Origin of the sequence: Nitriliruptor sp., from assembly GCF_040882075.1 — a bacterium.
Classification (GTDB): Bacteria; Actinomycetota; Nitriliruptoria; order Nitriliruptorales; family Nitriliruptoraceae; genus Nitriliruptor.
Genome location: NZ_JBBEBZ010000138.1, coordinates 1 through 18,811, shown reverse-complemented (window position 1 = coordinate 18,811; position 18,811 = coordinate 1). Strand labels below are relative to the sequence as shown.

Genomic DNA, 18,811 nt, shown 5'->3' with positions numbered 1-18,811 from the left:
GGCGAGTCGACCGACTCGGCCGATGCCGGCGAGTCCGCGCTCGCGGGCGAGTCCGGGGAGTCGGGGGAGTCGTCGCTCTCCGGCGAGTCGACCGGCATCGCGGCAGGTGCCGCCGCGACCGGGGCCTCGGCGGACGCCTTGCGGCGACGACCGAACAGGCCCCGCGAACGACCGGCCTTGGACTCCTCGATGACCTCGTCACCCGAGGTGGCGCCACGGTCGACGAGCTCGATGATGACCATGGGCGTGGAGTCGCCCTGGCGCGGCCCGAGCTTCAGGGTCCGGGTGTAGCCGCCGTTGCGGTCGGCGAAGCGCGGTGCGACCTCGTCGAACAGGTAGGCGACGACGTCGCGGTCACCGCGGAGCTGACCGAGGACGGCGCGACGGGAGGCGAGGTCACCTCGCTTGGCCTTGGTGATCAAGCGCTCGGCGTACGGGCGCAGCATCTTGGCCTTGGCCTGGGTGGTGGTGATGCGGCCGTGACGGAACAGATCGCTGGCCTGGTTGGCGAGGATGTGGCGCTGGTGCGCCGGTCCGCCGCCGAGCCGGGGCCCACGCTTCGGGGTCGGCATCTCTTCACTCCTACGGAGGGTTTCCGGGGCGTAAGCCCCGGCGACGAAGCTCGCTTCGTCGCGAGCTCTCGTTCTTGACTTGGCCCCAGAACGATCCTTCGGGGGCACTCGGGGGGCGGAGCCCCCCGAGGGTTACTCCTTGAGCGCGACACCGAGCTCGACGAGCTTCTCCTTGACCTCGTCCACCGACTTCGACCCGAAGTTGCGGATCTCGAGCAGGTCCTGCTCGGTGCGGTCGAGCAGCTCGCCGACGGTGCCGACGCCCTCGCGCTTGAGGCAGTTGTACGAGCGCACCGACAGGTCGAGGTCCTCGATGAGCATCGACTTGACCGGGTCCGTGCCGATGGAAGCCAGCGCTTCCTCGGGCGAGACCACGATGCCGCCGGGGCCCGAGGTCTCGAAGCCCGCGAACTGCTCGAAGAGGGCCTTGAGGGTCTCGCCGGCCGACGACAGTGCCTGCGCCGGGGTGAGCGAACCGTCGGTCTCGACGTCGAGGAGCAGCTTGTCGTAGTTGGTCATCTGCTCGACGCGGGTCGACTCGACGCGGTAGGCGACCCGACGGATCGGGCTGAAGACCGAGTCGATCGCGATGACACCGATGGGGTCGGTGCCTCGCTTGTTGGCGTCCGCCGTGACGTACCCGCGACCGCGCTCGACGGTCAGGTACATCTCGAGGTGGCCGTTGGCGTTCAGCGTCGCGATGTGGAGGTCCTCGTTGACGACCTCGACCTGCGACGGCGCGAAGATGTTCTCGGCGGTCAGGACACCGGGACCGTCACCACCGAGGAAGATCTCGACCGGCTCGTCGGACTCCGAGCGGACCACGAGGTCCTTGATGTTGAGGATGATGTCGGTGACGTCCTCCTTGACCCCCTCGATGGCCGAGAACTCGTGGAGGACCGAACCGCCCTCCGGACCCGCGGCCTGGGCCGAGGTGAACCGGATGCGGGTCACGGCCGCGCCCGGCACCGAGCTGAGGAGGGTGCGACGCAGCGAGTTGCCGATCGTGTACCCGAAGCCCGGCTCGAGCGGGTCGATGGTGAACCGCGAACGCAGGTTCTCCTCGAGGATCTCCTCCTCGAGGCGGGGCCGGTAGGCGGTGAAGGGCGAGCCGCCCTGCGTCTCGCCGAGCCCGAAGTTGTCGTCGTCGTAGAAGCCGAAGTCCGACATCGTGTGGTGTTCCTTCGCGTGAGGTGCGGTGGGGACGTCCCCCCACCGACACGCCGCCCTCGTTCCGGGTCCATCGGCGACGCGTCCGTAGCTCCCACGACCGGTGTTCCCGGGCCGGCGGTGGGCCCCGCGGCGGGCGCCGCGAGGGAGGCGCGCGCCCGCACCCGGTGGACGGGTGCGGGGCACGGCGGTGCCTTACTTGGAGTAGAGCTCGACGATCATCTGCTCGGTGACCGGCGCGTCGATCTGCGACCGGAGCGGAGCCTCGACGACCGTGACCGAGAACTGGTCGACGTCGGTCGACAGCCAGCCCGGCACGTCGCGCGACCCGAAGACCTCGAGCGAACCGACAACGGCCTGGCTCTGGCGCGACTTCTCGCGGATCTGCACGACGTCGCCCGGCTTGACCCGGTAGGACGGGATGTTGGTCGAGCGGCCGTTCACGGTGACGTGACGGTGGCTGACCATCTGGCGCGCTTCGGCCCGGGTCCGGGCGAAACCGCCGCGGTAGACCACGTTGTCGACCCGCAGCTCGAGCAGGATCAGCAGGTTCTCACCCGTGAGGCCGTCCCGGCGGGTGGCCTCCTCGTAGTAGCGGCGGAACTGCTTCTCGAGGACGCCGTAGTAGTAGCGCGCCTTCTGCTTCTCGCGGAGCTGGAGGAGGTACTCCGACTCCTTGATCCGGCCGCGGCCGTGCTCGCCCGGCGGGTAGGGGCGCTTCTCGAAGTTCTTGTCGTTGCCCTTGAGATCGACGCCGTAACGGCGCGACTTCTTGGTCATGGGGCCGGTGTAACGAGCCATGCGTGTCGGTCCTCCTCGGTCACCCCGTTCGGGGTGCCACGGGAACGCCACCGACCTTCGGGGCGCTCCTCCCCACCTTCGAGGTGGGGGCGTCAGCGGTTCAGGGACGAAGGCTCGTCAGGTGCGACGACGCTTCGGCGGGCGGCAGCCGTTGTGCGGCACGGGGGTGATGTCCTTGATGGACAGCACCTCGATACCTGCGGCGGCCAGGGTGCGGATCGCGGTCTCACGGCCGGCCCCGGGCCCCTTGCAGAGCACGTCGACCTTGCGGACACCGTTGTCGATCGCGGCCTTGGTGGCCTGCTCGGCGGCGACCTGCGCGGCGAAGGGCGTCGACTTGCGGCTGCCCTTGAAGCCGGCGTTGCCACCGGTCGACCAGCACAGCACGTTGCCCTGCTGGTCGGTGAAGGTGATGGTGGTGTTGTTGAACGTCGCCTTGATGTGGCACTTGGCGTGCAGGACGTTCTTGCGCTCGCGCTTGCGGCTGCGCTGCTTCTTCTGCGCCATCTGTTCTGTCCTCGTTCCGAGACCGCGTCGGGCCCTGTTGAGACGCCGGGAGGCCCGACGCGCCGCTCAGCTACTTCCGGGTCGGCTTGCGGAGACCGCCGACGGCCCGCTTGGGGCCCTTCCGCGATCGCGCGTTGGTGTGGGTGCGCTGACCACGGACCGGCAGACCGAGGCGGTGACGGATGCCCTGGTAGGAGCCGATCTCGATCTTGCGCTTGATGTTGTTGGCCACCTCGCGACGGAGGTCACCCTCGATCCGGTAGGCGTTCTCGATGTGCTGACGCAGCCGCTGGACCTCCTCGTCGGTGAGGTCGCGGACACGCGTGTCCGGTGAGACGTCGGTCGCGGCCAAGGTCTGCTCGGCTCGCGTCCGTCCGACGCCGTAGATGTAGGTGAGCGCGATCACCACCCGCTTCTCGCGGGGGATGTCGACGCCTGCGATACGTGCCATCAGATAGCTCCTCCGCTCAGCCCTGGCGCTGCTTGTGGCGTGGGTTGTCACAGATCACGCGCACGGCGCCCTTGCGACGGATGATCTTGCACTTGTCGCACATCTTCTTCACGGAAGGGTGGACCTTCACGTCGTGCTCCTTCGGCGGTTCGTACGACCCGGGTGGTCGTCCGCGGTGCGGGGCTTTCCGTCGCCTCGCGCTCGGGGCGCGAGATCGATCGGGGCCTCACCCCAGGGCCTGCCTCCGTGCCCGAGATGGGGGGTCGGGGGCGGCCAGCCTGTCTGCAGCGACGCGCTCGGGCGCGTCGCGTTGTCGCCCCCGAACTCGGGGCGCGGTGTTGGGTCCTACTTGTAGCGGTAGGTGATGCGACCGCGGGTCAGGTCGTAGGGCGAGAGCTCGACGACCACCTTGTCCCCCGGCAGGATCCGGATGTAGTGCATCCGCATCTTGCCGGAGATGTGCGCGAGCACGTTGTGCCCGTTCTCGAGCTCCACCCGGAACTGTGTGTTGGGGAGGGCCTCGGTGACGACGCCCTCCACCTGGATGGACTCTTCCTTCTCGCTCACGCTCGCTCCGCGGTCGGTGGTGCTGAGGTCACGGGACCACCGTCAGGTGCTCCAGCCACCTCGGCCGAGCGCGCGCGAACCAGCAGCGGGCGTGGGAGGTGGGACGTGACGAAGCCCTGCCACCTGGCAGGGCGCTACGGGAGGGTACCCACCGGGCGGCGGAGCCGGCAACCCGCGCTCTTCGCGCACGTCACGCTCACACCGCCCCGGTGGCCGCCACGGGGCTCGAGGGCTCGTCGGAACGGGCGGTCAGCACCACCGGGCCGTCGTCGGTGATGGCGATGGTGTGCTCCCAGTGGGCCGACAGCGACCCGTCCGCGGTGACCACGGTCCAGCCGTCCTCGAGCGTCTCGGTCCGCTGCGAGCCGAGGTTGAACATCGGTTCGACGGCGATGACCCACCCGACCGACAGCTTCGATCCGCGTCCGGCGGTGCCGTAGTTCGGCACGGACGGATCCTCGTGCAGCGCGCGACCGATGCCGTGGCCGACGTACTCGCGGACCACGCCGAACCCGTGCTCGTCCGCCACCGCTTCGATGGCGGACCCGACGTCGCCGAGGGGGATCCCGTGGACGATCTGGTGGTCCAGGGAGGTGCAGAGGGTGGCGGGGAAGCCCCGGTAGCCCTTGAACGACGGCACCGCCCCGTGCCCCGTGATGACCTCCTCCGCGATGCGGTCGAGGTCCAGGGTGGACATGCCCGGCCGCAGGCGTGCGGCGACCTCCTCGTGCGCGGCGGCGACCACCGCGCCGGCGCGGGCCATCCGCGTGATCTCCTCGCGGGACCTGCGGATGATCACTGATCGCTCAGGAGGTCGGTGGGCCGGCGACCTGCTCGAGGGTCTCCATCGCACGCGCGGTCACGGCGTCCATGGTGCCGACCGCCTCGATGCGGCGCAGTTCGCCGCGCGCGTCGTAGAAGGCGACCAGCGGTTCGGTCTGGTCGCGGTAGACCTCGAGCCGGTTGCGCACCACGTCCTCGGTGTCGTCGGCCCGCTGCTCGAGTTCGCCTCCGCACGCGTCGCAGACCCCCTCGGTCTCGGGCGGGTCGGACTCGACCTGGTAGATCCGGCCGCACGCCGAGCAGGTCTTGCGGCCGGTCAGCCGGCGGATCACCTCGTCCTGGTCGACGACCAGCTCGAGCACGACGTCGAGCGGTGCGCCGCGTTCGGACAGCAGCCCATCGAGCGCTTCGGCCTGCGGGACGGTGCGGGGGAACCCGTCGAACAGGAACCCCGCGGCCGCATCGGGTTCGGCGAGCCGGTCGCCCACCATGCCGATGATGACGTCGTCGGGGACGAGGTCACCGGCGTCCATGAACCGCTTGGCCTCCGCGCCGAGCGGGGTGCCCGCGGCGACGTTGGCACGCAGGATGTCCCCGGTCGAGATGTGCGGGACGTGGTAGGCCTCGACGATCCGGGCTGCCTGGGTGCCCTTCCCGGCACCGGGAGGTCCGAGCAGGATGGTTCGCACGTCGTTGGCCCTTCGTCTCGGCCGGTGGTCGCCGGCACGTGGCGGTGGTGACTAGCTGATGAACCCCTCGTAGTTGCGCTGCATCAGCTGCGACTCGATCTGCTTCATGGTCTCGAGCCCCACACCGACCATGATCAGCAGCGACACACCGCCGAGCGGGAACGAGGGGATGTTGGCCACGGCCATGAAGATGAAGGGGATCACCGCGATGGCGGCGAGGTAGAGCGAGCCCGGCAGCGTGATGCGGGTCAGGACCCGGTCGAGGTACTCGGCGGTCTGCCGTCCGGGACGGATGCCCGGGATGAAGCCGCCGTAGCGTTTCATGTTGTCGGCGACCTCGATCGGGTTGAACGCGATGGCGGTGTAGAAGTAGGCGAAGAAGATCGTCATCGCCGCGAACACCGCGATGAAGACCCAGCTGCGTGGGTCCTCGAGGTAGGTCGTGACGAAGTTCTGCACCGCGGTGATGCCGCTGATCTGCCCGAACAGGCCCGGCAGGTACAGCAGCGACGAGGCGAAGATGACCGGGATGACGCCGGCCTGGTTGACCTTCAGCGGGATGTAGGTCGACTGGCCGCCGTAGCTGCGGCGACCGACCTGGCGCCGGGCGTACTGCACCGGGATGCGGCGCTGGCCCTGCTCCATGAAGACGACGGCCACGCAGACGAAGGCGCCGAGCAGCATCAGCGCGGCGATCCACTCCCAGCCACCGAACGACGATCCGGCCTGCTTCTCGATGCGGACCTGCTGGAACTGCGACGGGAACTGGCTGATGATCGACACGAAGATGAGCAGCGACATGCCGTTGCCGACACCACGCTGGGTGATGAGCTCACCGAGCCACATGATCAGCGACGTCCCGGCGGTCAGGGTGATGACGATCAGCACGACCGTCCAGGTGCCGCCGAGGACGACGTTCTCACCGAAGGCCGCGCCGTTGCGGGCCAGGGTGACCAGGCCCGTGGCCTGGAGGATGGCGAGCGCCACGGTGATGTAGCGCGTGTACTGGGTGATCTTCTTGCGGCCCTGCTCACCCTCGCGCTGGAGCGTCTCGAGCTTGGGGATGACCACCGCGAGCAGCTGCATGATGATGCTGGCGGTGATGTACGGCATGATCCCGAGCGCGAAGATCGCCATCTGTTGGAGCGCACCGCCGGCGAACACGTTGACGATGCCGACGATGTTGGCGGCTTCACCGACACCCGTCGCCTGGCGCAGCAGGTCGACGTTCACGCCCGGGACGGGGATCCAGGCCCCGATGCGGTAGACGGCGATCATCGCCAGCGTGAACAGCAGCTTGCGCCGCAGGTCGGGGATCTTGAAGGCGTTGACGAACGCGCGGAGCATGGGGTCCTCGTCGGCGACTTGATGCCAGCGGGGCTACGGAGCGGGCTGCGGAGGCGTCGTGGCGCCCCGTGTCCCGATCGTCGCTTCCCCGCCAGGCCCCCGACGACCGGCCGAAGGCGTCGGGGGTGCAGGAGCGTAGCCCGTCAGCGGACGGTGCCCCCAGCGGCGGAGATCTTCTCGGCGGCGGTGGCCGAGATGGCGTCGACGTCGACGGTGAGGGCCTTGGACAGGTCCCCGTTGCCGAGCACCTTGACCGGGCCCTTCTTGCCGACCAGGCCCTTGGCCCGCAGGCTCTCCGCGGTGACCTCGTCGCCGGCCTCGAAGGACGCTTCGAGCTTGGCGACGTTGATCACGTGGAAGTAGACCTTGTTCGGGTTGTTGAACCCGGGGGCCTTCGGCTGGCGCCGGATCATGGGCATCTGACCGCCCTCGAACCCGGCGGGGACGGTGCCGCGCGCGCCCGTGCCCTTGGTACCACGACCGGCGGTCTTGCCGCCCTTGCCGCGGTCACCACGACCGACGCGCTTCTTGGTGTGCTTGGAACCCTCTGCGGGCTTCAGGTGATGGAGCTTCACGCGTCCACCTCCTCGAAGGTCACGAGGTGCGGCACCTTCTTGAGCATGCCGCGGATCTCGGGGCGGTCCGGCTGGGTCACGGTGTGGCGGATCCGCTTGAGACCGAGCGAACGCACGGTGTCACGCTGGTCCTGCGGGCGACCGATGACCGACCGGGTCTGGGTGATGCGCAGCGTCTTGGCGGCCATCAGGCACCCCCGCGCATCGTCTCGAGCATCGCCTTCGGGGCCACGTGCTCGACCGGCTTGTCCCGGAGCGCGGCGATCTGGTGCGCGGAGCGCTGGCTCTGCAGACCGGCCACGGTCGCGTGGACGACGTTGATCGGGTTCGCGGTGCCGAGCGACTTGGCCAGCAGGTCGCTGATGCCGGCGGCCTCGATGACCGCACGGACCGGACCACCGGCGATGACACCGGTACCGGGGGCGGCGGGCTTGAGCATCACGCGACCGGCGCCTGCGCGACCGACGACCGGGTGCACGATGGTGTTGCCCACCATCGGGACCTTGAAGAAGTTCTTCTTGGCCTCCTCGACACCCTTCTGGATCGCCGACTGCACCTCCTTGGCCTTGCCGTGTCCGACGCCGACCATCCCCTTGCCGTCACCGACGACGACGAGGGCGGTGAACTGGAAGCGTCGACCACCCTTGACGACCTTGGAGACGCGGTTGATGGCGACGACGCGCTCGTCGAACTGCTCCTGCTGACGACCGCCGCCACGCTGGTTGTCGCGGCCTCGGCCGCGGCCTGGGCCGCCGCCACCGCGGTTGTTGGGTCCTGCCATGATGAGCTCCTCGTGTCGCGCTGGCGCGTCAGAACTTCAGACCAGCGTCGCGGGCACCCTCGGCGAGGGCGGCGACGCGACCGGCGTAGCGGTTGCCACCGCGGTCGAAGACCACGGTGGTGATGCCCTGCTCGACGGCGCGTTCGCCGATGAGCTTGCCGACCTGGCGGGCGGCGTCGATCTTGCCGCCGTCCTCGCTGGTCTCGATGCCCGACTCGCGCGACGAAGCGGCGACGAGCGTGCGTCCCTCGCGGTCGTCGATCAGCTGGGCGTAGATGTTGGTGTTGGAGCGGTAGACCGACAGGCGCGGTTGCGCCGCGATCCCGCGGATGGTCTTCCGGGTGCGCTGGTGACGGCGCCGACGCGCCTCGCGCTTCCTGCTCGCCTGCATGGTGATCCTCCTCGTGCCCCGTCGCCGGGGCGGTCCTCGTGCGTGCACCGGGGGCCGGGCGGTGGTCGTGCCTGGCCGCGTCGCGGTGTCCACGAGCCCGGACCGGTCGGTCCGGGCGGCGGCGCCACCTGCCTCCAGCTGCGGAGCGGTGACACCGCTGGTGTTCGGGTGCTGGCCTACCGGCCGGCGGCCTTGCCGGCCTTGCGGCGGATGATCTCACCCTCGTACTTGATGCCCTTGCCCTTGTAGGGCTCGGGCGGACGCACCTTGCGGATGTTGGCAGCGACCTGGCCGACGAGCACCTTGTCGATGCCGCTGACCTCGATGCGGGTCGGCTGCGGGACGTTGAGCAAGATCCCGTCCGGGGCCTCGATCAGCACCGGGTGGCTGTAGCCGACCTGGAGCTCGACGTCCGAACCCTTCGATGCGGCGCGGTACCCGACGCCGACCAGCTCGAGGTTCTTGGCGTACCCGGCGGTGACGCCCTCGACCATGTTGGCGATGAGGGTACGGACCAGGCCCCAGCGCGCGCGGTGCATGCGCTCGGTGCCGTCGGGGGTGACCACGATGGCGCCGTCGTCGTCGGTGCTGAGCGAGATGCCCTCAGGCATGGTCCGCGTCAGCTCACCCTTCGGGCCCTTCACCGTGACGGTGAGGCCATCGAGCGAGGCGTCGACACCGTCGGGGACGGGGACGGGGATCTTTCCGATGCGGGACATGTCAGCTCCTCACCAGACGTACGCGATGACCTCGCCGCCCACGCCAGCCCTGCGCGCGGTGCGGTCGGTCATCAAGCCGTCGTTGGTGGACAGGATCGCGACGCCGAGACCACCGAGCACGCGGGGGATCTCGTCGCGCTTGACGTAGACGCGCAGCCCCGGCTTGGAGATGCGACGCAGGCCGGCGATCACGCGTTCGCGGTTCGGGCCGTACTTCATGGTCACGTGCAGCGTCGCCTGCGGCGAGGTGTCCTCGACGCGGTAGCCGGTGATGTAGCCCTCCTCCTCGAGGATGCGGGCCACGTTCACCTTGACCTTCGACGACGGCATGGACGCCGCGTCGTGGTAGGCGATCGACGCGTTGCGGATACGCGTCAGCATGTCCGCCACAGGGTCGGTCATCGTCATGGGTTCATCTCCTGGGGTTACCGGCACTCGTCCGGCACTTCCCTGTCGGTTGCCTGGGGTTACCAGGACGCCTTGCGGATGCCGGGGAGCTCCCCCGCATGTGCCATCTCGCGGAAACAGATGCGGCACAGCCGGAAGCGCTTGAAGACGGCGCGCGGACGGCCGCAGCGCTCGCAGCGGGTGTAGTTCTGGACGCCGTACTTCGCGCCGCGCTTGGTCTGGACGATCTTGGAGGTCTTGGCCATGTCAGCTCTCCTGGCCCTTGGCGAACGGGAAGCCGTAGGCGGCGAGGAGGGCCTGACCCTGCTCGTCGTTCTCGGCCGTGGTCACGACGGTGATGTCCATGCCGCGGACCGCGTCGATGTCGTCGTAGTCGATCTCGGGGAACACCAGCTGTTCGGTGAGCCCGAAGGTGAAGTTGCCGTTGCCGTCGAACTTCGCGTTGATCCCGCGGAAGTCGCGGATGCGGGGCAGCGCGACCGACAGGAGCCGGTCGAAGAACTCCCACATGCGGGCGCCCCGGAGGGTGACCTTGACGCCGATCGGCATGCCCTCGCGCAGCTTGAAGGCCGCGATCGACTTGCGGGCGCGGTTCACGCGGGGCTTCTGACCGGTGATGATCGTCAGGTCGCGGATCGCACCCTCGAGCGCCTTGCTGTCGCTGACCGCCTCGCCGAGCCCGATGTTGACGACGATCTTGTCGAAGCGCGGGACCTGCATGGCGTTGATGCCGAGCTGGTCCTTGAGCGCCGGGGCGATCTCGTCGCGGTACCGGACCTTCAGGCGCGGCTCAGCGGGCGCCGCTGCGGTGGTGTCGGTGTCGCTCATGGTGGGGTTCCTTCAAGGTGTCCGGTGACTCGTCCTCGTGGACCTGGATCGGTCCGCGTGCGCCCTGTTCCCGGGCGTGCAGCGGCGGGCCTGCCGGCTCGGGTCGATCAGAACGTGGCGGCGCACTTCTTGCAGGTGCGGACCTTGGAGCGGCGGTCACCCTCGGTGGCGTAGGTGAAGCCGACGCGGGTCGCGGCGTCGCACTTGGGGCAGACGGGCATCACGTTCGAGATGTGGACCGGAGCCTCGGTCTCGATGATGCCGCCCTCCTGGGCGCCGCGCCCGGTCTGCTGGACGCGCTGGTGCTTCTTGACGTAGTTCACGCCTTCGACCAGCACGCGGTCGCGGTCGAGGTAGAGCTTGACGACGCGGCCGGTCTTGCCCGCGTCCTTGCCAGCGATGACCGCGACCTGGTCGTCCTTACGGATGCGTCGCATCACAGCACCTCCGGTGCGAGCGAGATGATCCGCATGAACTTGCCGTCGCGCAGCTCGCGCGCCACGGGGCCGAAGATGCGGGTTCCACGGGGCGTGCCGTCGGGGCGGACGATCACGCACGCGTTGTCGTCGAAGCGGACGTAGCTGCCGTCGGGGCGGCGACGTTCCTTGATGGTGCGCACCACGACGCAGCGCACCACCTCGCCCTTCTTGACGTTGGAGGCCGGGATGGCGTTCTTGACCGTCCCGACGAACACGTCGCCGACGGACGCGTAGCGCCGCCCGGACCCCCCGAGCACGCGGATGCACAGCACCTCACGGGCCCCGGAGTTGTCCGCGACCTTCAGCCGCGATTCCTGCTGGATCATGGTTCTTCCTGCTTCTAGGCGTCGGGAGTGGCACCGGTGGGCTACCGCGGGGGGTCGGTCGAACCGTCCCCCCGCGGGGGCTCACTTGGCGCGTTCGACGACGGACTGGAGGCGCCAGCGCTTCAGCTTCGAGATCGGGCGGGTCTCGGCGATGCGGACCGTGTCACCGACACCGGCATCGTTGGTCTCGTCGTGGACGTGGTACTTCTTCGAGACCTTCATCGACTTGCCGTAGAGCGGGTGGGTGGTGCGCCGCTCGACACGGACGATGATGGTCTTGTCCTGCACGTCCGAGACGACCACGCCCTGCCGAACCTTCCGGCTGGTGGTGCGCTCTGCTGGCACCGCGTTGTTGTCGCTCATCGGTTGGTCTCCACATCGCTGGTCACGGCGGCGAGTTCGCGCTCACGCATCACGGTGAGGACGCGGGCGACCTCGCGCTTGACCTGCTTGATCCGTCGGGGGTCATCGAGCTGTCCGGTGACGATCTGGAAACGGAGGTTGAACAGCTCCTCCTTCCCTTCGGCCAGCTTCTCGAGCAGCTCGTCGTCCTGGAGCTCGCGTAGTTCGGCGGCGGTGCTCATTCGCCCCCCTCCTCTCGCTTCACGAACTTGGTCTTGACCGGCAGCTTGTGCGACGCCTTGCGCATCGCCTCACGTGCCAGGTCCTCGTCGACGCCGGAGAGCTCGAACATGATCCGGCCGGGCTTGACCGGCGCGACCCAGTGGTCGGGCGAGCCCTTGCCCGAACCCATGCGGGTCTCGAGCGGCTTCTTGGTGATGGAGCGGTCGGGGAACAGCGTGATCCGGACCTTGCCGCCACGCTTGATCGCACGGGTGATGGCGATACGAGCGGACTCGATCTGCCGTGCGGTGATCCAGCCGGGCGAGGTGGCCATGAGGCCGTAGTCGCCGACGTAGACCTGCGTGTGGCCCTTGGACAGGCCCTTCATCGGCCGCGGACGGTGCTGCTTCCTGTGCTTGACGCGCTTCGGAGCCAGCATCAGCTGTCACCTTCCTTCGCGTCGCCCCCAGCTGGAGGCGCGGAGTCGTCGTCGTCCCCGGCGGGAGGCGCGGTCGTGGCGGCCTCGGCCTGCTCGACCGCATCGGCCGGCTTGGCCGGGCTCTCGTCGGCCGCCGCCGGGGCACCCTCGGTGCTGGTGTCCTCGGTCGGGGCCGCCGCGGGGGCGTCGGCCGCGTCGGTCGGAGCGTTCACCTCGTGGGGCGCCTCGGGGGCGTCCTCGCCGACGATCTGCTCGACCGGCATGGCGCCGGACTGGGGCGGTGCGGACTCGGTGGTGGCCGGGGTGTCGGCGCTCTTGGGGGTCTCTCCCGCCTCGGTCACGCTGGTCGGAGCCGGCGCGGGGGCGTTCGAGGCATCCGCGGCCGGTGCGGCCGGGGTGCGGGGCTTGGAACCGACGCCGGTCGCCTTCTTGGCGATCGACGCGGCCTTGCGGGCGGACTTGCGCCGCGGTCGGTCGTCGACCGGGCGGCCCTCGGCGAGGGCGCGGGCACGGTCCATGGCGCGAGCCGCTTCGGCTTCCTCGCCGGACCCGATCTGGTCACCGGTGTAGACCCAGACCTTGACGCCGATGCGACCGAAGGTGGTGCGCGCCTCGTCGAAGCCGTAGTCGACCTTGGCCCGCAGCGTGTGCAGCGGGACGCGGCCCTCGCGGTACCACTCGGTGCGGCTCATCTCGGCGCCGCCGAGGCGACCCGAGACCTGGATCCGGATGCCCTTGGCGCCGGCCTTCATCGCCGACTGGACCGCGCGACGCATGGCGCGACGGAACGAGACCCGGCCGCGCAGCTGCTCGGCGACGTTGTAGGCCACGACCTGCGCGTCGAGCTCGGGGTTCTTGATCTCGATGATGTTGAGCTTGACCTTCTTGCCGGTCAGCTTCTCGAGACCACTGCGGATGGCGTCGGCTTCCGAGCCGCGACGACCGATGACGATGCCGGGTCGCTGCGCCTGGACGCTGACCTCGACGTTGTCCCGGGTGCGGGTGATGTCGATGCGCGACACGCCGGCGTGACGGACGCGCTCACGGATGTGGCCCCGCACGCGGTCGTCCTCGTGGAGGTACGCGGCGTAGTCCTTCTTGTTCGCGATCCACTTGGACTTCCAGTCGGTGGTGACACCGAGACGGAACCCGTAGGGGTTGACCTTCTGACCCATGTCTTTTTCCTCTAGTCCGAGACCGGCAGGTGCCTGGAAAGGCACACAGCACCTGCCGCCGCTCAGTCGTCCTGCGCGGGCGTGACCACGACGGTGATGTGGCTGGTCCGCTTCCGGATGCGGTACGCCCGCCCCAGAGCGCGCGGCTGGTAGCGCTTGAGCGTCGGACCCTCGTCGGCGAACGCGGCGTGCACGATCAGTTCGTCGGGGTCGAGCTCGTCGTTGTTCTCCGCGTTGGCGACCGCCGAGTTCAGGACCTTCAGCAGCGGCTTGGCGGCCGCGACCTTCTCGCTGAACTGCAGCACGCGCTGCGCTTCACCGACGGACATGCCGACGATGATCGGGGTGAGCTGGCGGACCTTGTACGGCGATACCCGCACGTACTTCGCGGTCGCCTTGACCTTGGTGATCACTTAAGAACTCCTCGGAACGTCACGTCCCGTGTGCGCTGGATCTAGCGCCGCTTCTTGGCGGCCTGCTTCTCGCCGGCGCCGCCCCACTTGATGGCGCGGGTGGGGGCGAACTCGCCGAGCTTGTGGCCGACCATCGACTCGGTGACGTAGACGGGCACGTGCTTCTGCCCGTCGTGCACCGCGATGGTGTGGCCGACCATCTCGGGGAAGATCGTGGAACGTCGCGACCACGTCTTGATGACGCGCTTCTCGCCCTTCTCGTTCTGGGCGTCCACCTTCTTCATGAGGTGGTCGTCGACGAAGGGACCCTTCTTCAGGCTGCGGGGCATATGTCAGCGCCTCCGGTTCTTGCCGCGACGGCGGATGATGTACTGGTCGGACGCCTTGGATCTGCGGGTGCGGCGCTCGGGGTTGCCCCACGGGTCGACGGGGTGACGGCCGCCGGAGCTCTTGCCCTCACCACCACCGAGGGGGTGGTCGACCGGGTTCATGGCGACACCACGGGTCTGGGGACGCACGCCCTTCCAACGGGTGCGGCCGGCCTTGCCGAGCTTGATCAGCTCGTGCTCCTCGTTGCCGACCGAGCCGATGGTCGCGCGGCACCGCGCGTCCACCAGCCGGATCTCGCCGGAGGGCAGCCGCACCGCGGCCATCTTCCCCTCCTTGGCGAGGAGCTGGATGGCCGTGCCGGCCGAGCGACCCATCTTGGCGCCGCCGCCCGGACGCAGCTCCACCGCGTGGATGGTGGTACCGACCGGGATGTTGCTCAGCGGCAGGGCGTTGCCGATCTTGATGTCGGCGGTGGGACCCGACTCGACCAGCTGCCCGACCTTGATGTTGCGCGGCGCGATGATGTAGCGCTTCTCGCCGTCGTGGTAGTGCAGCAGGGCGATGCGCGAGGACCGGTTCGGGTCGTACTCCACGGCGGCGACCGTCGCGGGGACCCCGTCCTTGTTGCGACGGAAGTCGATGAGCCGGTACTTGCGTTTGTGGCCGCCGCCGCGGTGACGGCTGGTGATGCGGCCGTGCACGTTGCGGCCCGCCTTCTTGGGCAGCGGTGCGAGCAGCGACTTCTCCGGGGTCCCCCGGGTGATGGTGTCGAAGTCGCTGACGGACGCACCGCGCCGAGCCGGCGTGGTGGGCTTGAACTTACGGATGGCCATGAGGGTGCCTCGTGTCCTGGTCGACCAGCCTTACAGGCCGGCGTCGAACAGCTCGATCTCGTCACCGGGGGCGAGCGTCACGATGGCGCGCTTGGTGTTGGCGCGCTTGCCCACGATCAGTCCGCGGCGCTTCTTCTTGCCGGCGCGGTTGAGCGTGTTCACACCTGTGACGCGGACGTCGAAGATCTTCTCGATCGCCTGCTTGATCTCGGTCTTGTTCGAGCGCGGGTCGACGATGAAGGTGTACTTGCCCTCGTCGAGCAACCCGTAGGTCTTCTCGGAGATCACCGGTCGGAGGATGATGTCGCGGGGGTCCTTCACTTGGCCACCTCCTCGCTGGTCGGCGTGCTCGCTTCGCTGCGCTCGACGGTCTCGGTCTCGGTCGGTGTGCTCGTGCGGCGGCCGGTGCCGATCAGCTCGAGCGCGGCCTCGTCGAACACGACCACGTCGCTGCGGAGCACGTCGTAGACGTTGAGCTGGTCGACGGTCAGCATGTGGACGTGCTGCAGGTTGCGGAACGACCGCAGCGTCGGCTGGTGCAGGTCGCCGAGGACCACGAGGACGCGCTTGACGTCACCGTGCCCGAGGGCGGCCAGCGCCGCGACGGCGTCGCGGGTCTTGGGAGCCTCGAAGGCCAGGTCGCGAACGACCGTGATCGCACCGAGCTGGGCGCGGTCGGTCAGCGCCGAACGCAGCGCCGCTCGCTTGACCTTCTTGTTGACCCGCTGCGCCCAGTTCGACGGGGTGCGCCCGTGGGCGACACCACCACCGACCCACTGCGGCGAGCGGATCGAGCCCTGACGGGCGCGGCCGGTGCCCTTCTGGCGGAAGGGCTTGGCCCCACCACCAGCGACCTGGGCGCGGGTCTTGGTCTTGTGGGTGCCCTGGCGCGCCGCCGCGAGCTGCGCGGTGACGACCTGGTGCATCACCGGGACGTTGACGGTCCCGGCGAACCAGGTCTCGGGCAGATCGACGGTGCCGACCTTCGACCCCTGGAGGTCGTGGACATCGATGGACGTGGACATCAGCTCTCACCACCCGTGGTCGCAGGTACGCGCGCCTTGACGCCGCTGCGGATCAGGACCACGGAGCCGTCGGCGCCAGGGACCGCGCCCGAGACCAGGATCAGACCGTGCTCGGTGTCGGTCGACACCACCTTGAGGTTCTGGATGGTGACGCGCTCGCCACCCATGCGACCGGCCATCCGCGTGCCCTTGAAGGTGCGGCCGGGGGTCGCGCAGGCGCCGACGGCACCCGGGTGACGGTTCTTCTTCTTGACGCCGTGCCCGTCGCCGAGGCCGTGGAAGTTGTGTCGCTTCATGACACCGGCGTAGCCCTTGCCCTTGCTGGTGCCGGTCACGTCGATGACCTCGCCAGCGGCGAAGGTGTCCACGGTGACCGTCGAGCCGAGCTCGGGCAGCTCGTCACCGTCGGCGAGCCGCAGCTCGACGAGGACCTTGGCCGCATCGATCCCCGCCTTGGCGAGGTGACCGGCGGCTGGCTTGGAGACGTGCTTCTTGGTGCCGTAGGCGAGCTGGACGGCGGTGTAGCCGTCCGTCTCGGGGGTCTTGAGCTGGGTGACCGTGCAGGGACCGGCCTGCACCACGGTCACCGGCACGACGCGCTGTTCGTCGTCGAAGACCTGCGTCATGCCGAGCTTCACCCCAAGGATGCCCTTGGAAGCCATCGTCGTTCCCTTCATCTTCTTCGCGTCGTGTCGCGCACGTGGAGCTGGTCGGCCGCTCGCCCGGGTCGGGCGTGGCCGCCGCCCCGCGAGGGGCGCTGCGGTGTCAGAGCTTGATCTCGATGTCGACGCCCGCCGGCAGCGACAGACCCATCAGCTTGTCGATGGTCTTCTGCGTCGGCTGGTGGATGTCGATGAGACGCTTGTGCGTACGCATCTCGAAGTGCTCCCGCGAGTCCTTGTACTTGTGGGGCGAACGGATGACGCACCACACGTTGCGCTCGGTCGGCAGCGGGACCGGTCCGGTGACGTGCGCCCCGGTGGCCTCGACGGTGTCCACGATCTCACGTGCGGACTTGTCGAGGACCTCGTGGTCGTACGCCTTGAGGCGGATGCGGATCTTCTGATCGGCCATGTGTCTTCTTCTCTTCTCGTCGTCGCGATCCGTGACCGGCACGGATGCAGAGACGACTCAGGCGGTGATCTTGGTGACGCGGCCAGCACCCACGGTGCGGCCACCCTCACGGATGGCGAACTTCAGACCCTCGTCCATCGCGATCGGCTGGATCAACTCCACCGACATCTCGGTGTTGTCACCCGGCATCACCATCTCCACACCATCAGGCAACGTGACCGCACCGGTCACATCCGTGGTCCGGAAGTAGAACTGCGGCCGGTAGTTGTCGAAGAACGGCGTGTGACGACCACCCTCCTCCTTGGACAGCACGTACACCTGCGCATCGAAGGTGGTGTGCGGCGTGATCGACCCCGGAGCAGCCAACACCTGCCCACGCTCGACCTCCTCCTTCTTGGTCCCACGCAGCAACACACCCACGTTGTCACCCGCCATCCCCTCATCGAGGAGCTTGCGGAACATCTCCACACCCGTGACCGTGGTCGAGGTGGTGTCACTCAGACCGATGATCTCGATGGTGTCACCCACGTTGACCTTGCCACCCTCGATCCGCCCAGTGACCACCGTGCCACGACCCGTGATCGAGAACACATCCTCGATCGGCATGATGAACGGCTTGTCCAACGCCCGCTCCGGCACCTCGAAGAACTCATCCACCGTCGACATCAACTCGAGGACCTTGGACTCCCACTCCTCATCACCCTCGAGCGCCTTCAACGCACTCACCCGCACGATCGGGGTGTCCGCATCGAACTCGTAGGACTCGAGCAGCTCGGAGACCTCCATCTCCACCAGCTCCAGAAGCTCCTCATCATCGACCATGTCGCACTTGTTCAGCGCCACGATCAACTTCGGCACACCAACCTGACGCGCCAGCAACACGTGCTCACGGGTCTGCGGCATCGGACCATCCGTGGCCGACACCACCAAGATCGCGCCATCCATCTGCGCAGCACCCGTGATCATGTTCTTGACGTAGTCCGCGTGACCCGGCGCATCCACGTGCGCGTAGTGCCGGTTATCGGTCTCGTACTCCACGTGCGAGACGTTGATCGTGATCCCCCGCTCACGCTCCTCCGGCGCCTTATCGATCGCATCGAACGCCATCGACTGCACGTTCGGGTTCAACTTGTGCAACACACTCGTGATCGCCGCCGTCAACGTCGTCTTGCCATGATCGACGTGACCGATCGTGCCGATGTTCATGTGCGGCTTGTTCCGCTCGAACTTCTCCTTGGCCATCTGGGGCCCTCCTTGAGGTGTCGCGCGCCGGCGTCGGCGGGGTGTGTGGGTGTCGGTGTGTGGCGGGGGGGATCGGTCCGGGCGGACCGGCTCCGCGCGTGGCGGAGCGGGGACTCACTCGCCGCGGACCTTCGCGACGATCTCCTCCTGGATGTTGGACGGCGCCGGCTCGTAGGCACCGAACTGCATCGTGTAGCTCGCGCGGCCCTGAGTCGCGGAGCGCAGGTCGGTGGAGTAGCCGAACATCTCCGACAGCGGGACGCGGGCCTTGACCACGAGCGCGTTGCCGCGCTGTTCCTGGCCCTGGATCATCCCGCGGCGG

General features: G+C 68.6%; 33 protein-coding genes. All 33 read right to left on the bottom strand.

Annotation, left to right across the window (positions count from 1 at the left end):
- A partial coding sequence (gene rplQ, locus WEB03_RS08415) for a 50S ribosomal protein L17 (RefSeq protein WP_368070502.1) occupies positions 1 to 572 on the bottom strand: 572 nt, incomplete at its 3' end.
- A gap of 132 nt (positions 573 to 704) precedes the next feature.
- Positions 705 to 1,742 carry a DNA-directed RNA polymerase subunit alpha gene (locus tag WEB03_RS08410; RefSeq protein ID WP_368070501.1) on the bottom strand — a complete coding sequence of 346 codons (1,038 nt, stop codon included), beginning with the start codon at positions 1,740 to 1,742 and terminating at the stop codon, positions 705 to 707.
- Between the two features lie 195 nt (positions 1,743 to 1,937).
- The gene (gene rpsD, locus WEB03_RS08405; protein ID WP_368070500.1) at positions 1,938 to 2,543 is read right to left on the bottom strand and encodes a 30S ribosomal protein S4; all 606 of its coding nucleotides are present in this window, start codon (positions 2,541 to 2,543) and stop codon (positions 1,938 to 1,940) included.
- Positions 2,544 to 2,660: 117 nt separating this feature from the next.
- Positions 2,661 to 3,050 (bottom strand): 30S ribosomal protein S11, encoded by a 390-nt coding sequence (gene rpsK / locus WEB03_RS08400; protein ID WP_368070499.1) that lies wholly within the window; start codon positions 3,048 to 3,050, stop codon positions 2,661 to 2,663.
- A 70-nt stretch (positions 3,051 to 3,120) separates the two neighbouring features.
- On the bottom strand, positions 3,121 to 3,501 hold the full coding sequence (gene rpsM, locus WEB03_RS08395) for a 30S ribosomal protein S13 (RefSeq protein WP_368070498.1): 381 nt from the start codon (positions 3,499 to 3,501) through the stop codon (positions 3,121 to 3,123).
- Positions 3,502 to 3,517: 16 nt separating this feature from the next.
- A complete protein-coding gene (gene rpmJ, locus WEB03_RS08390) occupies positions 3,518 to 3,631 on the bottom strand; it encodes a 50S ribosomal protein L36 (protein WP_052664376.1) in 114 nt (37 codons plus the stop codon).
- A gap of 215 nt (positions 3,632 to 3,846) precedes the next feature.
- Positions 3,847 to 4,068, bottom strand: a complete 222-nt coding sequence (gene infA, locus WEB03_RS08385) for a translation initiation factor IF-1 (protein WP_052664377.1) — start codon at positions 4,066 to 4,068, stop codon at positions 3,847 to 3,849.
- A gap of 196 nt (positions 4,069 to 4,264) precedes the next feature.
- Positions 4,265 to 4,831: a type I methionyl aminopeptidase gene (locus WEB03_RS08380; protein WP_368070497.1), complete on the bottom strand. Its 567-nt coding sequence runs from the start codon at positions 4,829 to 4,831 to the stop codon at positions 4,265 to 4,267.
- Positions 4,832 to 4,874: 43 nt separating this feature from the next.
- On the bottom strand, positions 4,875 to 5,540 hold the full coding sequence (locus tag WEB03_RS08375) for an adenylate kinase (protein ID WP_368070496.1): 666 nt from the start codon (positions 5,538 to 5,540) through the stop codon (positions 4,875 to 4,877).
- A 51-nt stretch (positions 5,541 to 5,591) separates the two neighbouring features.
- Positions 5,592 to 6,887, bottom strand: a complete 1,296-nt coding sequence (secY, locus tag WEB03_RS08370) for a preprotein translocase subunit SecY (protein ID WP_368070495.1) — start codon at positions 6,885 to 6,887, stop codon at positions 5,592 to 5,594.
- Positions 6,888 to 7,030: 143 nt separating this feature from the next.
- Entirely contained in the window at positions 7,031 to 7,462 is a 432-nt protein-coding gene (rplO, locus tag WEB03_RS08365) for a 50S ribosomal protein L15 (RefSeq protein ID WP_368070494.1), read from the bottom strand.
- Positions 7,459 to 7,650 (bottom strand): 50S ribosomal protein L30, encoded by a 192-nt coding sequence (gene rpmD, locus WEB03_RS08360; protein WP_368070493.1) that lies wholly within the window; start codon positions 7,648 to 7,650, stop codon positions 7,459 to 7,461. Before rpmD ends, rplO begins: the two co-directional genes overlap by 4 nt.
- Positions 7,650 to 8,243, bottom strand: a complete 594-nt coding sequence (gene rpsE, locus WEB03_RS08355) for a 30S ribosomal protein S5 (RefSeq protein WP_368070492.1) — start codon at positions 8,241 to 8,243, stop codon at positions 7,650 to 7,652. Before rpsE ends, rpmD begins: the two co-directional genes overlap by 1 nt.
- Before the next feature lie 28 nt (positions 8,244 to 8,271).
- Positions 8,272 to 8,634, bottom strand: a complete 363-nt coding sequence (gene rplR, locus WEB03_RS08350; RefSeq protein ID WP_368070491.1) for a 50S ribosomal protein L18 — start codon at positions 8,632 to 8,634, stop codon at positions 8,272 to 8,274.
- Between the two features lie 176 nt (positions 8,635 to 8,810).
- Positions 8,811 to 9,353 (bottom strand): 50S ribosomal protein L6, encoded by a 543-nt coding sequence (rplF, locus tag WEB03_RS08345; protein WP_368070490.1) that lies wholly within the window; start codon positions 9,351 to 9,353, stop codon positions 8,811 to 8,813.
- Between the two features lie 9 nt (positions 9,354 to 9,362).
- Positions 9,363 to 9,761 (bottom strand): 30S ribosomal protein S8, encoded by a 399-nt coding sequence (gene rpsH / locus WEB03_RS08340; protein WP_368070489.1) that lies wholly within the window; start codon positions 9,759 to 9,761, stop codon positions 9,363 to 9,365.
- A 59-nt stretch (positions 9,762 to 9,820) separates the two neighbouring features.
- Positions 9,821 to 10,006 carry a type Z 30S ribosomal protein S14 gene (locus WEB03_RS08335; RefSeq protein ID WP_368070488.1) on the bottom strand — a complete coding sequence of 62 codons (186 nt, stop codon included), beginning with the start codon at positions 10,004 to 10,006 and terminating at the stop codon, positions 9,821 to 9,823.
- 1 nt (position 10,007) lies between these two features.
- A complete protein-coding gene (gene rplE / locus WEB03_RS08330) occupies positions 10,008 to 10,589 on the bottom strand; it encodes a 50S ribosomal protein L5 (RefSeq protein ID WP_368070487.1) in 582 nt (193 codons plus the stop codon).
- 107 nt (positions 10,590 to 10,696) lie between these two features.
- Positions 10,697 to 11,026, bottom strand: coding sequence for a 50S ribosomal protein L24 (gene rplX, locus WEB03_RS08325; RefSeq protein ID WP_368070486.1), 330 nt, complete (start codon positions 11,024 to 11,026; stop codon positions 10,697 to 10,699).
- On the bottom strand, positions 11,026 to 11,394 hold the full coding sequence (gene rplN / locus WEB03_RS08320) for a 50S ribosomal protein L14 (RefSeq protein ID WP_368070485.1): 369 nt from the start codon (positions 11,392 to 11,394) through the stop codon (positions 11,026 to 11,028). The genes rplX and rplN overlap by 1 nt, the downstream gene beginning before the upstream one ends.
- An 81-nt stretch (positions 11,395 to 11,475) precedes the next feature.
- Positions 11,476 to 11,757: a 30S ribosomal protein S17 gene (gene rpsQ, locus WEB03_RS08315; protein WP_368070484.1), complete on the bottom strand. Its 282-nt coding sequence runs from the start codon at positions 11,755 to 11,757 to the stop codon at positions 11,476 to 11,478.
- Complete coding sequence (gene rpmC, locus WEB03_RS08310) at positions 11,754 to 11,978, bottom strand: 50S ribosomal protein L29 (protein WP_368070483.1); 225 nt, start codon at positions 11,976 to 11,978, stop codon at positions 11,754 to 11,756. The genes rpsQ and rpmC overlap by 4 nt, the downstream gene beginning before the upstream one ends.
- A complete protein-coding gene (gene rplP / locus WEB03_RS08305; RefSeq protein ID WP_368070482.1) occupies positions 11,975 to 12,397 on the bottom strand; it encodes a 50S ribosomal protein L16 in 423 nt (140 codons plus the stop codon). The genes rpmC and rplP overlap by 4 nt, the downstream gene beginning before the upstream one ends.
- On the bottom strand, positions 12,397 to 13,572 hold the full coding sequence (gene rpsC / locus WEB03_RS08300; protein ID WP_368070481.1) for a 30S ribosomal protein S3: 1,176 nt from the start codon (positions 13,570 to 13,572) through the stop codon (positions 12,397 to 12,399). The genes rplP and rpsC overlap by 1 nt, the downstream gene beginning before the upstream one ends.
- A 62-nt stretch (positions 13,573 to 13,634) precedes the next feature.
- Positions 13,635 to 13,985: a 50S ribosomal protein L22 gene (gene rplV, locus WEB03_RS08295; protein ID WP_368070480.1), complete on the bottom strand. Its 351-nt coding sequence runs from the start codon at positions 13,983 to 13,985 to the stop codon at positions 13,635 to 13,637.
- A gap of 41 nt (positions 13,986 to 14,026) precedes the next feature.
- Entirely contained in the window at positions 14,027 to 14,314 is a 288-nt protein-coding gene (rpsS, locus tag WEB03_RS08290) for a 30S ribosomal protein S19 (RefSeq protein WP_368070479.1), read from the bottom strand.
- Between the two features lie 3 nt (positions 14,315 to 14,317).
- The gene (rplB, locus tag WEB03_RS08285) at positions 14,318 to 15,148 is read right to left on the bottom strand and encodes a 50S ribosomal protein L2 (protein ID WP_368070478.1); all 831 of its coding nucleotides are present in this window, start codon (positions 15,146 to 15,148) and stop codon (positions 14,318 to 14,320) included.
- Between the two features lie 30 nt (positions 15,149 to 15,178).
- The gene (gene rplW, locus WEB03_RS08280; RefSeq protein ID WP_368070477.1) at positions 15,179 to 15,469 is read right to left on the bottom strand and encodes a 50S ribosomal protein L23; all 291 of its coding nucleotides are present in this window, start codon (positions 15,467 to 15,469) and stop codon (positions 15,179 to 15,181) included.
- Positions 15,466 to 16,173, bottom strand: a complete 708-nt coding sequence (gene rplD / locus WEB03_RS08275) for a 50S ribosomal protein L4 (protein ID WP_368070476.1) — start codon at positions 16,171 to 16,173, stop codon at positions 15,466 to 15,468. Before rplD ends, rplW begins: the two co-directional genes overlap by 4 nt.
- Positions 16,173 to 16,835 (bottom strand): 50S ribosomal protein L3, encoded by a 663-nt coding sequence (gene rplC, locus WEB03_RS08270; protein ID WP_368070475.1) that lies wholly within the window; start codon positions 16,833 to 16,835, stop codon positions 16,173 to 16,175. The genes rplD and rplC overlap by 1 nt, the downstream gene beginning before the upstream one ends.
- Before the next feature lie 103 nt (positions 16,836 to 16,938).
- Positions 16,939 to 17,247, bottom strand: coding sequence for a 30S ribosomal protein S10 (gene rpsJ / locus WEB03_RS08265; protein ID WP_368070503.1), 309 nt, complete (start codon positions 17,245 to 17,247; stop codon positions 16,939 to 16,941).
- 57 nt (positions 17,248 to 17,304) lie between these two features.
- Positions 17,305 to 18,489 carry an elongation factor Tu gene (tuf, locus tag WEB03_RS08260; protein WP_368070474.1) on the bottom strand — a complete coding sequence of 395 codons (1,185 nt, stop codon included), beginning with the start codon at positions 18,487 to 18,489 and terminating at the stop codon, positions 17,305 to 17,307.
- Positions 18,490 to 18,603: 114 nt separating this feature from the next.
- The coding region (locus WEB03_RS08255; protein ID WP_368070473.1) for a hypothetical protein at positions 18,604 to 18,811 on the bottom strand (208 nt) is incomplete at its 5' end.

Bases quoted from the DNA above. Each gene is read 5' to 3' on its own strand.
- rpsQ (WP_368070484.1), bottom strand. From the start codon at position 11,757: ATGAGCGACAACAACGCGGTGCCAGCAGAGCGCACCACCAGCCGGAAG.
- rpmC (WP_368070483.1), bottom strand. From the start codon at position 11,978: ATGAGCACCGCCGCCGAACTACGCGAGCTCCAGGACGACGAGCTGCTC.
- WEB03_RS08335 (WP_368070488.1), bottom strand. From the start codon at position 10,006: ATGGCCAAGACCTCCAAGATCGTCCAGACCAAGCGCGGCGCGAAGTAC.
- rplB (WP_368070478.1), bottom strand. From the start codon at position 15,148: ATGGCCATCCGTAAGTTCAAGCCCACCACGCCGGCTCGGCGCGGTGCG.
- rplE (WP_368070487.1), bottom strand. From the start codon at position 10,589: ATGAGCGACACCGACACCACCGCAGCGGCGCCCGCTGAGCCGCGCCTG.
- rplR (WP_368070491.1), bottom strand. From the start codon at position 8,634: ATGCAGGCGAGCAGGAAGCGCGAGGCGCGTCGGCGCCGTCACCAGCGC.
- rpsS (WP_368070479.1), bottom strand. From the start codon at position 14,314: ATGCCCCGCAGCCTGAAGAAGGGTCCCTTCGTCGACGACCACCTCATG.
- rpmD (WP_368070493.1), bottom strand. From the start codon at position 7,650: ATGGCCGCCAAGACGCTGCGCATCACCCAGACCCGGTCGGTCATCGGT.
- rpsH (WP_368070489.1), bottom strand. From the start codon at position 9,761: ATGACGATGACCGACCCTGTGGCGGACATGCTGACGCGTATCCGCAAC.
- rpsK (WP_368070499.1), bottom strand. From the start codon at position 3,050: ATGGCGCAGAAGAAGCAGCGCAGCCGCAAGCGCGAGCGCAAGAACGTC.
- rpsE (WP_368070492.1), bottom strand. From the start codon at position 8,243: ATGGCAGGACCCAACAACCGCGGTGGCGGCGGCCCAGGCCGCGGCCGA.
- rplF (WP_368070490.1), bottom strand. From the start codon at position 9,353: ATGTCCCGCATCGGAAAGATCCCCGTCCCCGTCCCCGACGGTGTCGAC.
- secY (WP_368070495.1), bottom strand. From the start codon at position 6,887: ATGCTCCGCGCGTTCGTCAACGCCTTCAAGATCCCCGACCTGCGGCGC.
- rplX (WP_368070486.1), bottom strand. From the start codon at position 11,026: ATGCGACGCATCCGTAAGGACGACCAGGTCGCGGTCATCGCTGGCAAG.
- rpsD (WP_368070500.1), bottom strand. From the start codon at position 2,543: ATGGCTCGTTACACCGGCCCCATGACCAAGAAGTCGCGCCGTTACGGC.
- tuf (WP_368070474.1), bottom strand. From the start codon at position 18,489: ATGGCCAAGGAGAAGTTCGAGCGGAACAAGCCGCACATGAACATCGGC.
- rpsM (WP_368070498.1), bottom strand. From the start codon at position 3,501: ATGGCACGTATCGCAGGCGTCGACATCCCCCGCGAGAAGCGGGTGGTG.
- rplN (WP_368070485.1), bottom strand. From the start codon at position 11,394: ATGATCCAGCAGGAATCGCGGCTGAAGGTCGCGGACAACTCCGGGGCC.
- WEB03_RS08410 (WP_368070501.1), bottom strand. From the start codon at position 1,742: ATGTCGGACTTCGGCTTCTACGACGACGACAACTTCGGGCTCGGCGAG.
- rplC (WP_368070475.1), bottom strand. From the start codon at position 16,835: ATGGCTTCCAAGGGCATCCTTGGGGTGAAGCTCGGCATGACGCAGGTC.
- rplP (WP_368070482.1), bottom strand. From the start codon at position 12,397: ATGCTGGCTCCGAAGCGCGTCAAGCACAGGAAGCAGCACCGTCCGCGG.
- WEB03_RS08380 (WP_368070497.1), bottom strand. From the start codon at position 4,831: ATGGCCCGCGCCGGCGCGGTGGTCGCCGCCGCGCACGAGGAGGTCGCC.
- rpsJ (WP_368070503.1), bottom strand. From the start codon at position 17,247: ATGGCCGATCAGAAGATCCGCATCCGCCTCAAGGCGTACGACCACGAG.
- rpsC (WP_368070481.1), bottom strand. From the start codon at position 13,572: ATGGGTCAGAAGGTCAACCCCTACGGGTTCCGTCTCGGTGTCACCACC.
- rplD (WP_368070476.1), bottom strand. From the start codon at position 16,173: ATGTCCACGTCCATCGATGTCCACGACCTCCAGGGGTCGAAGGTCGGC.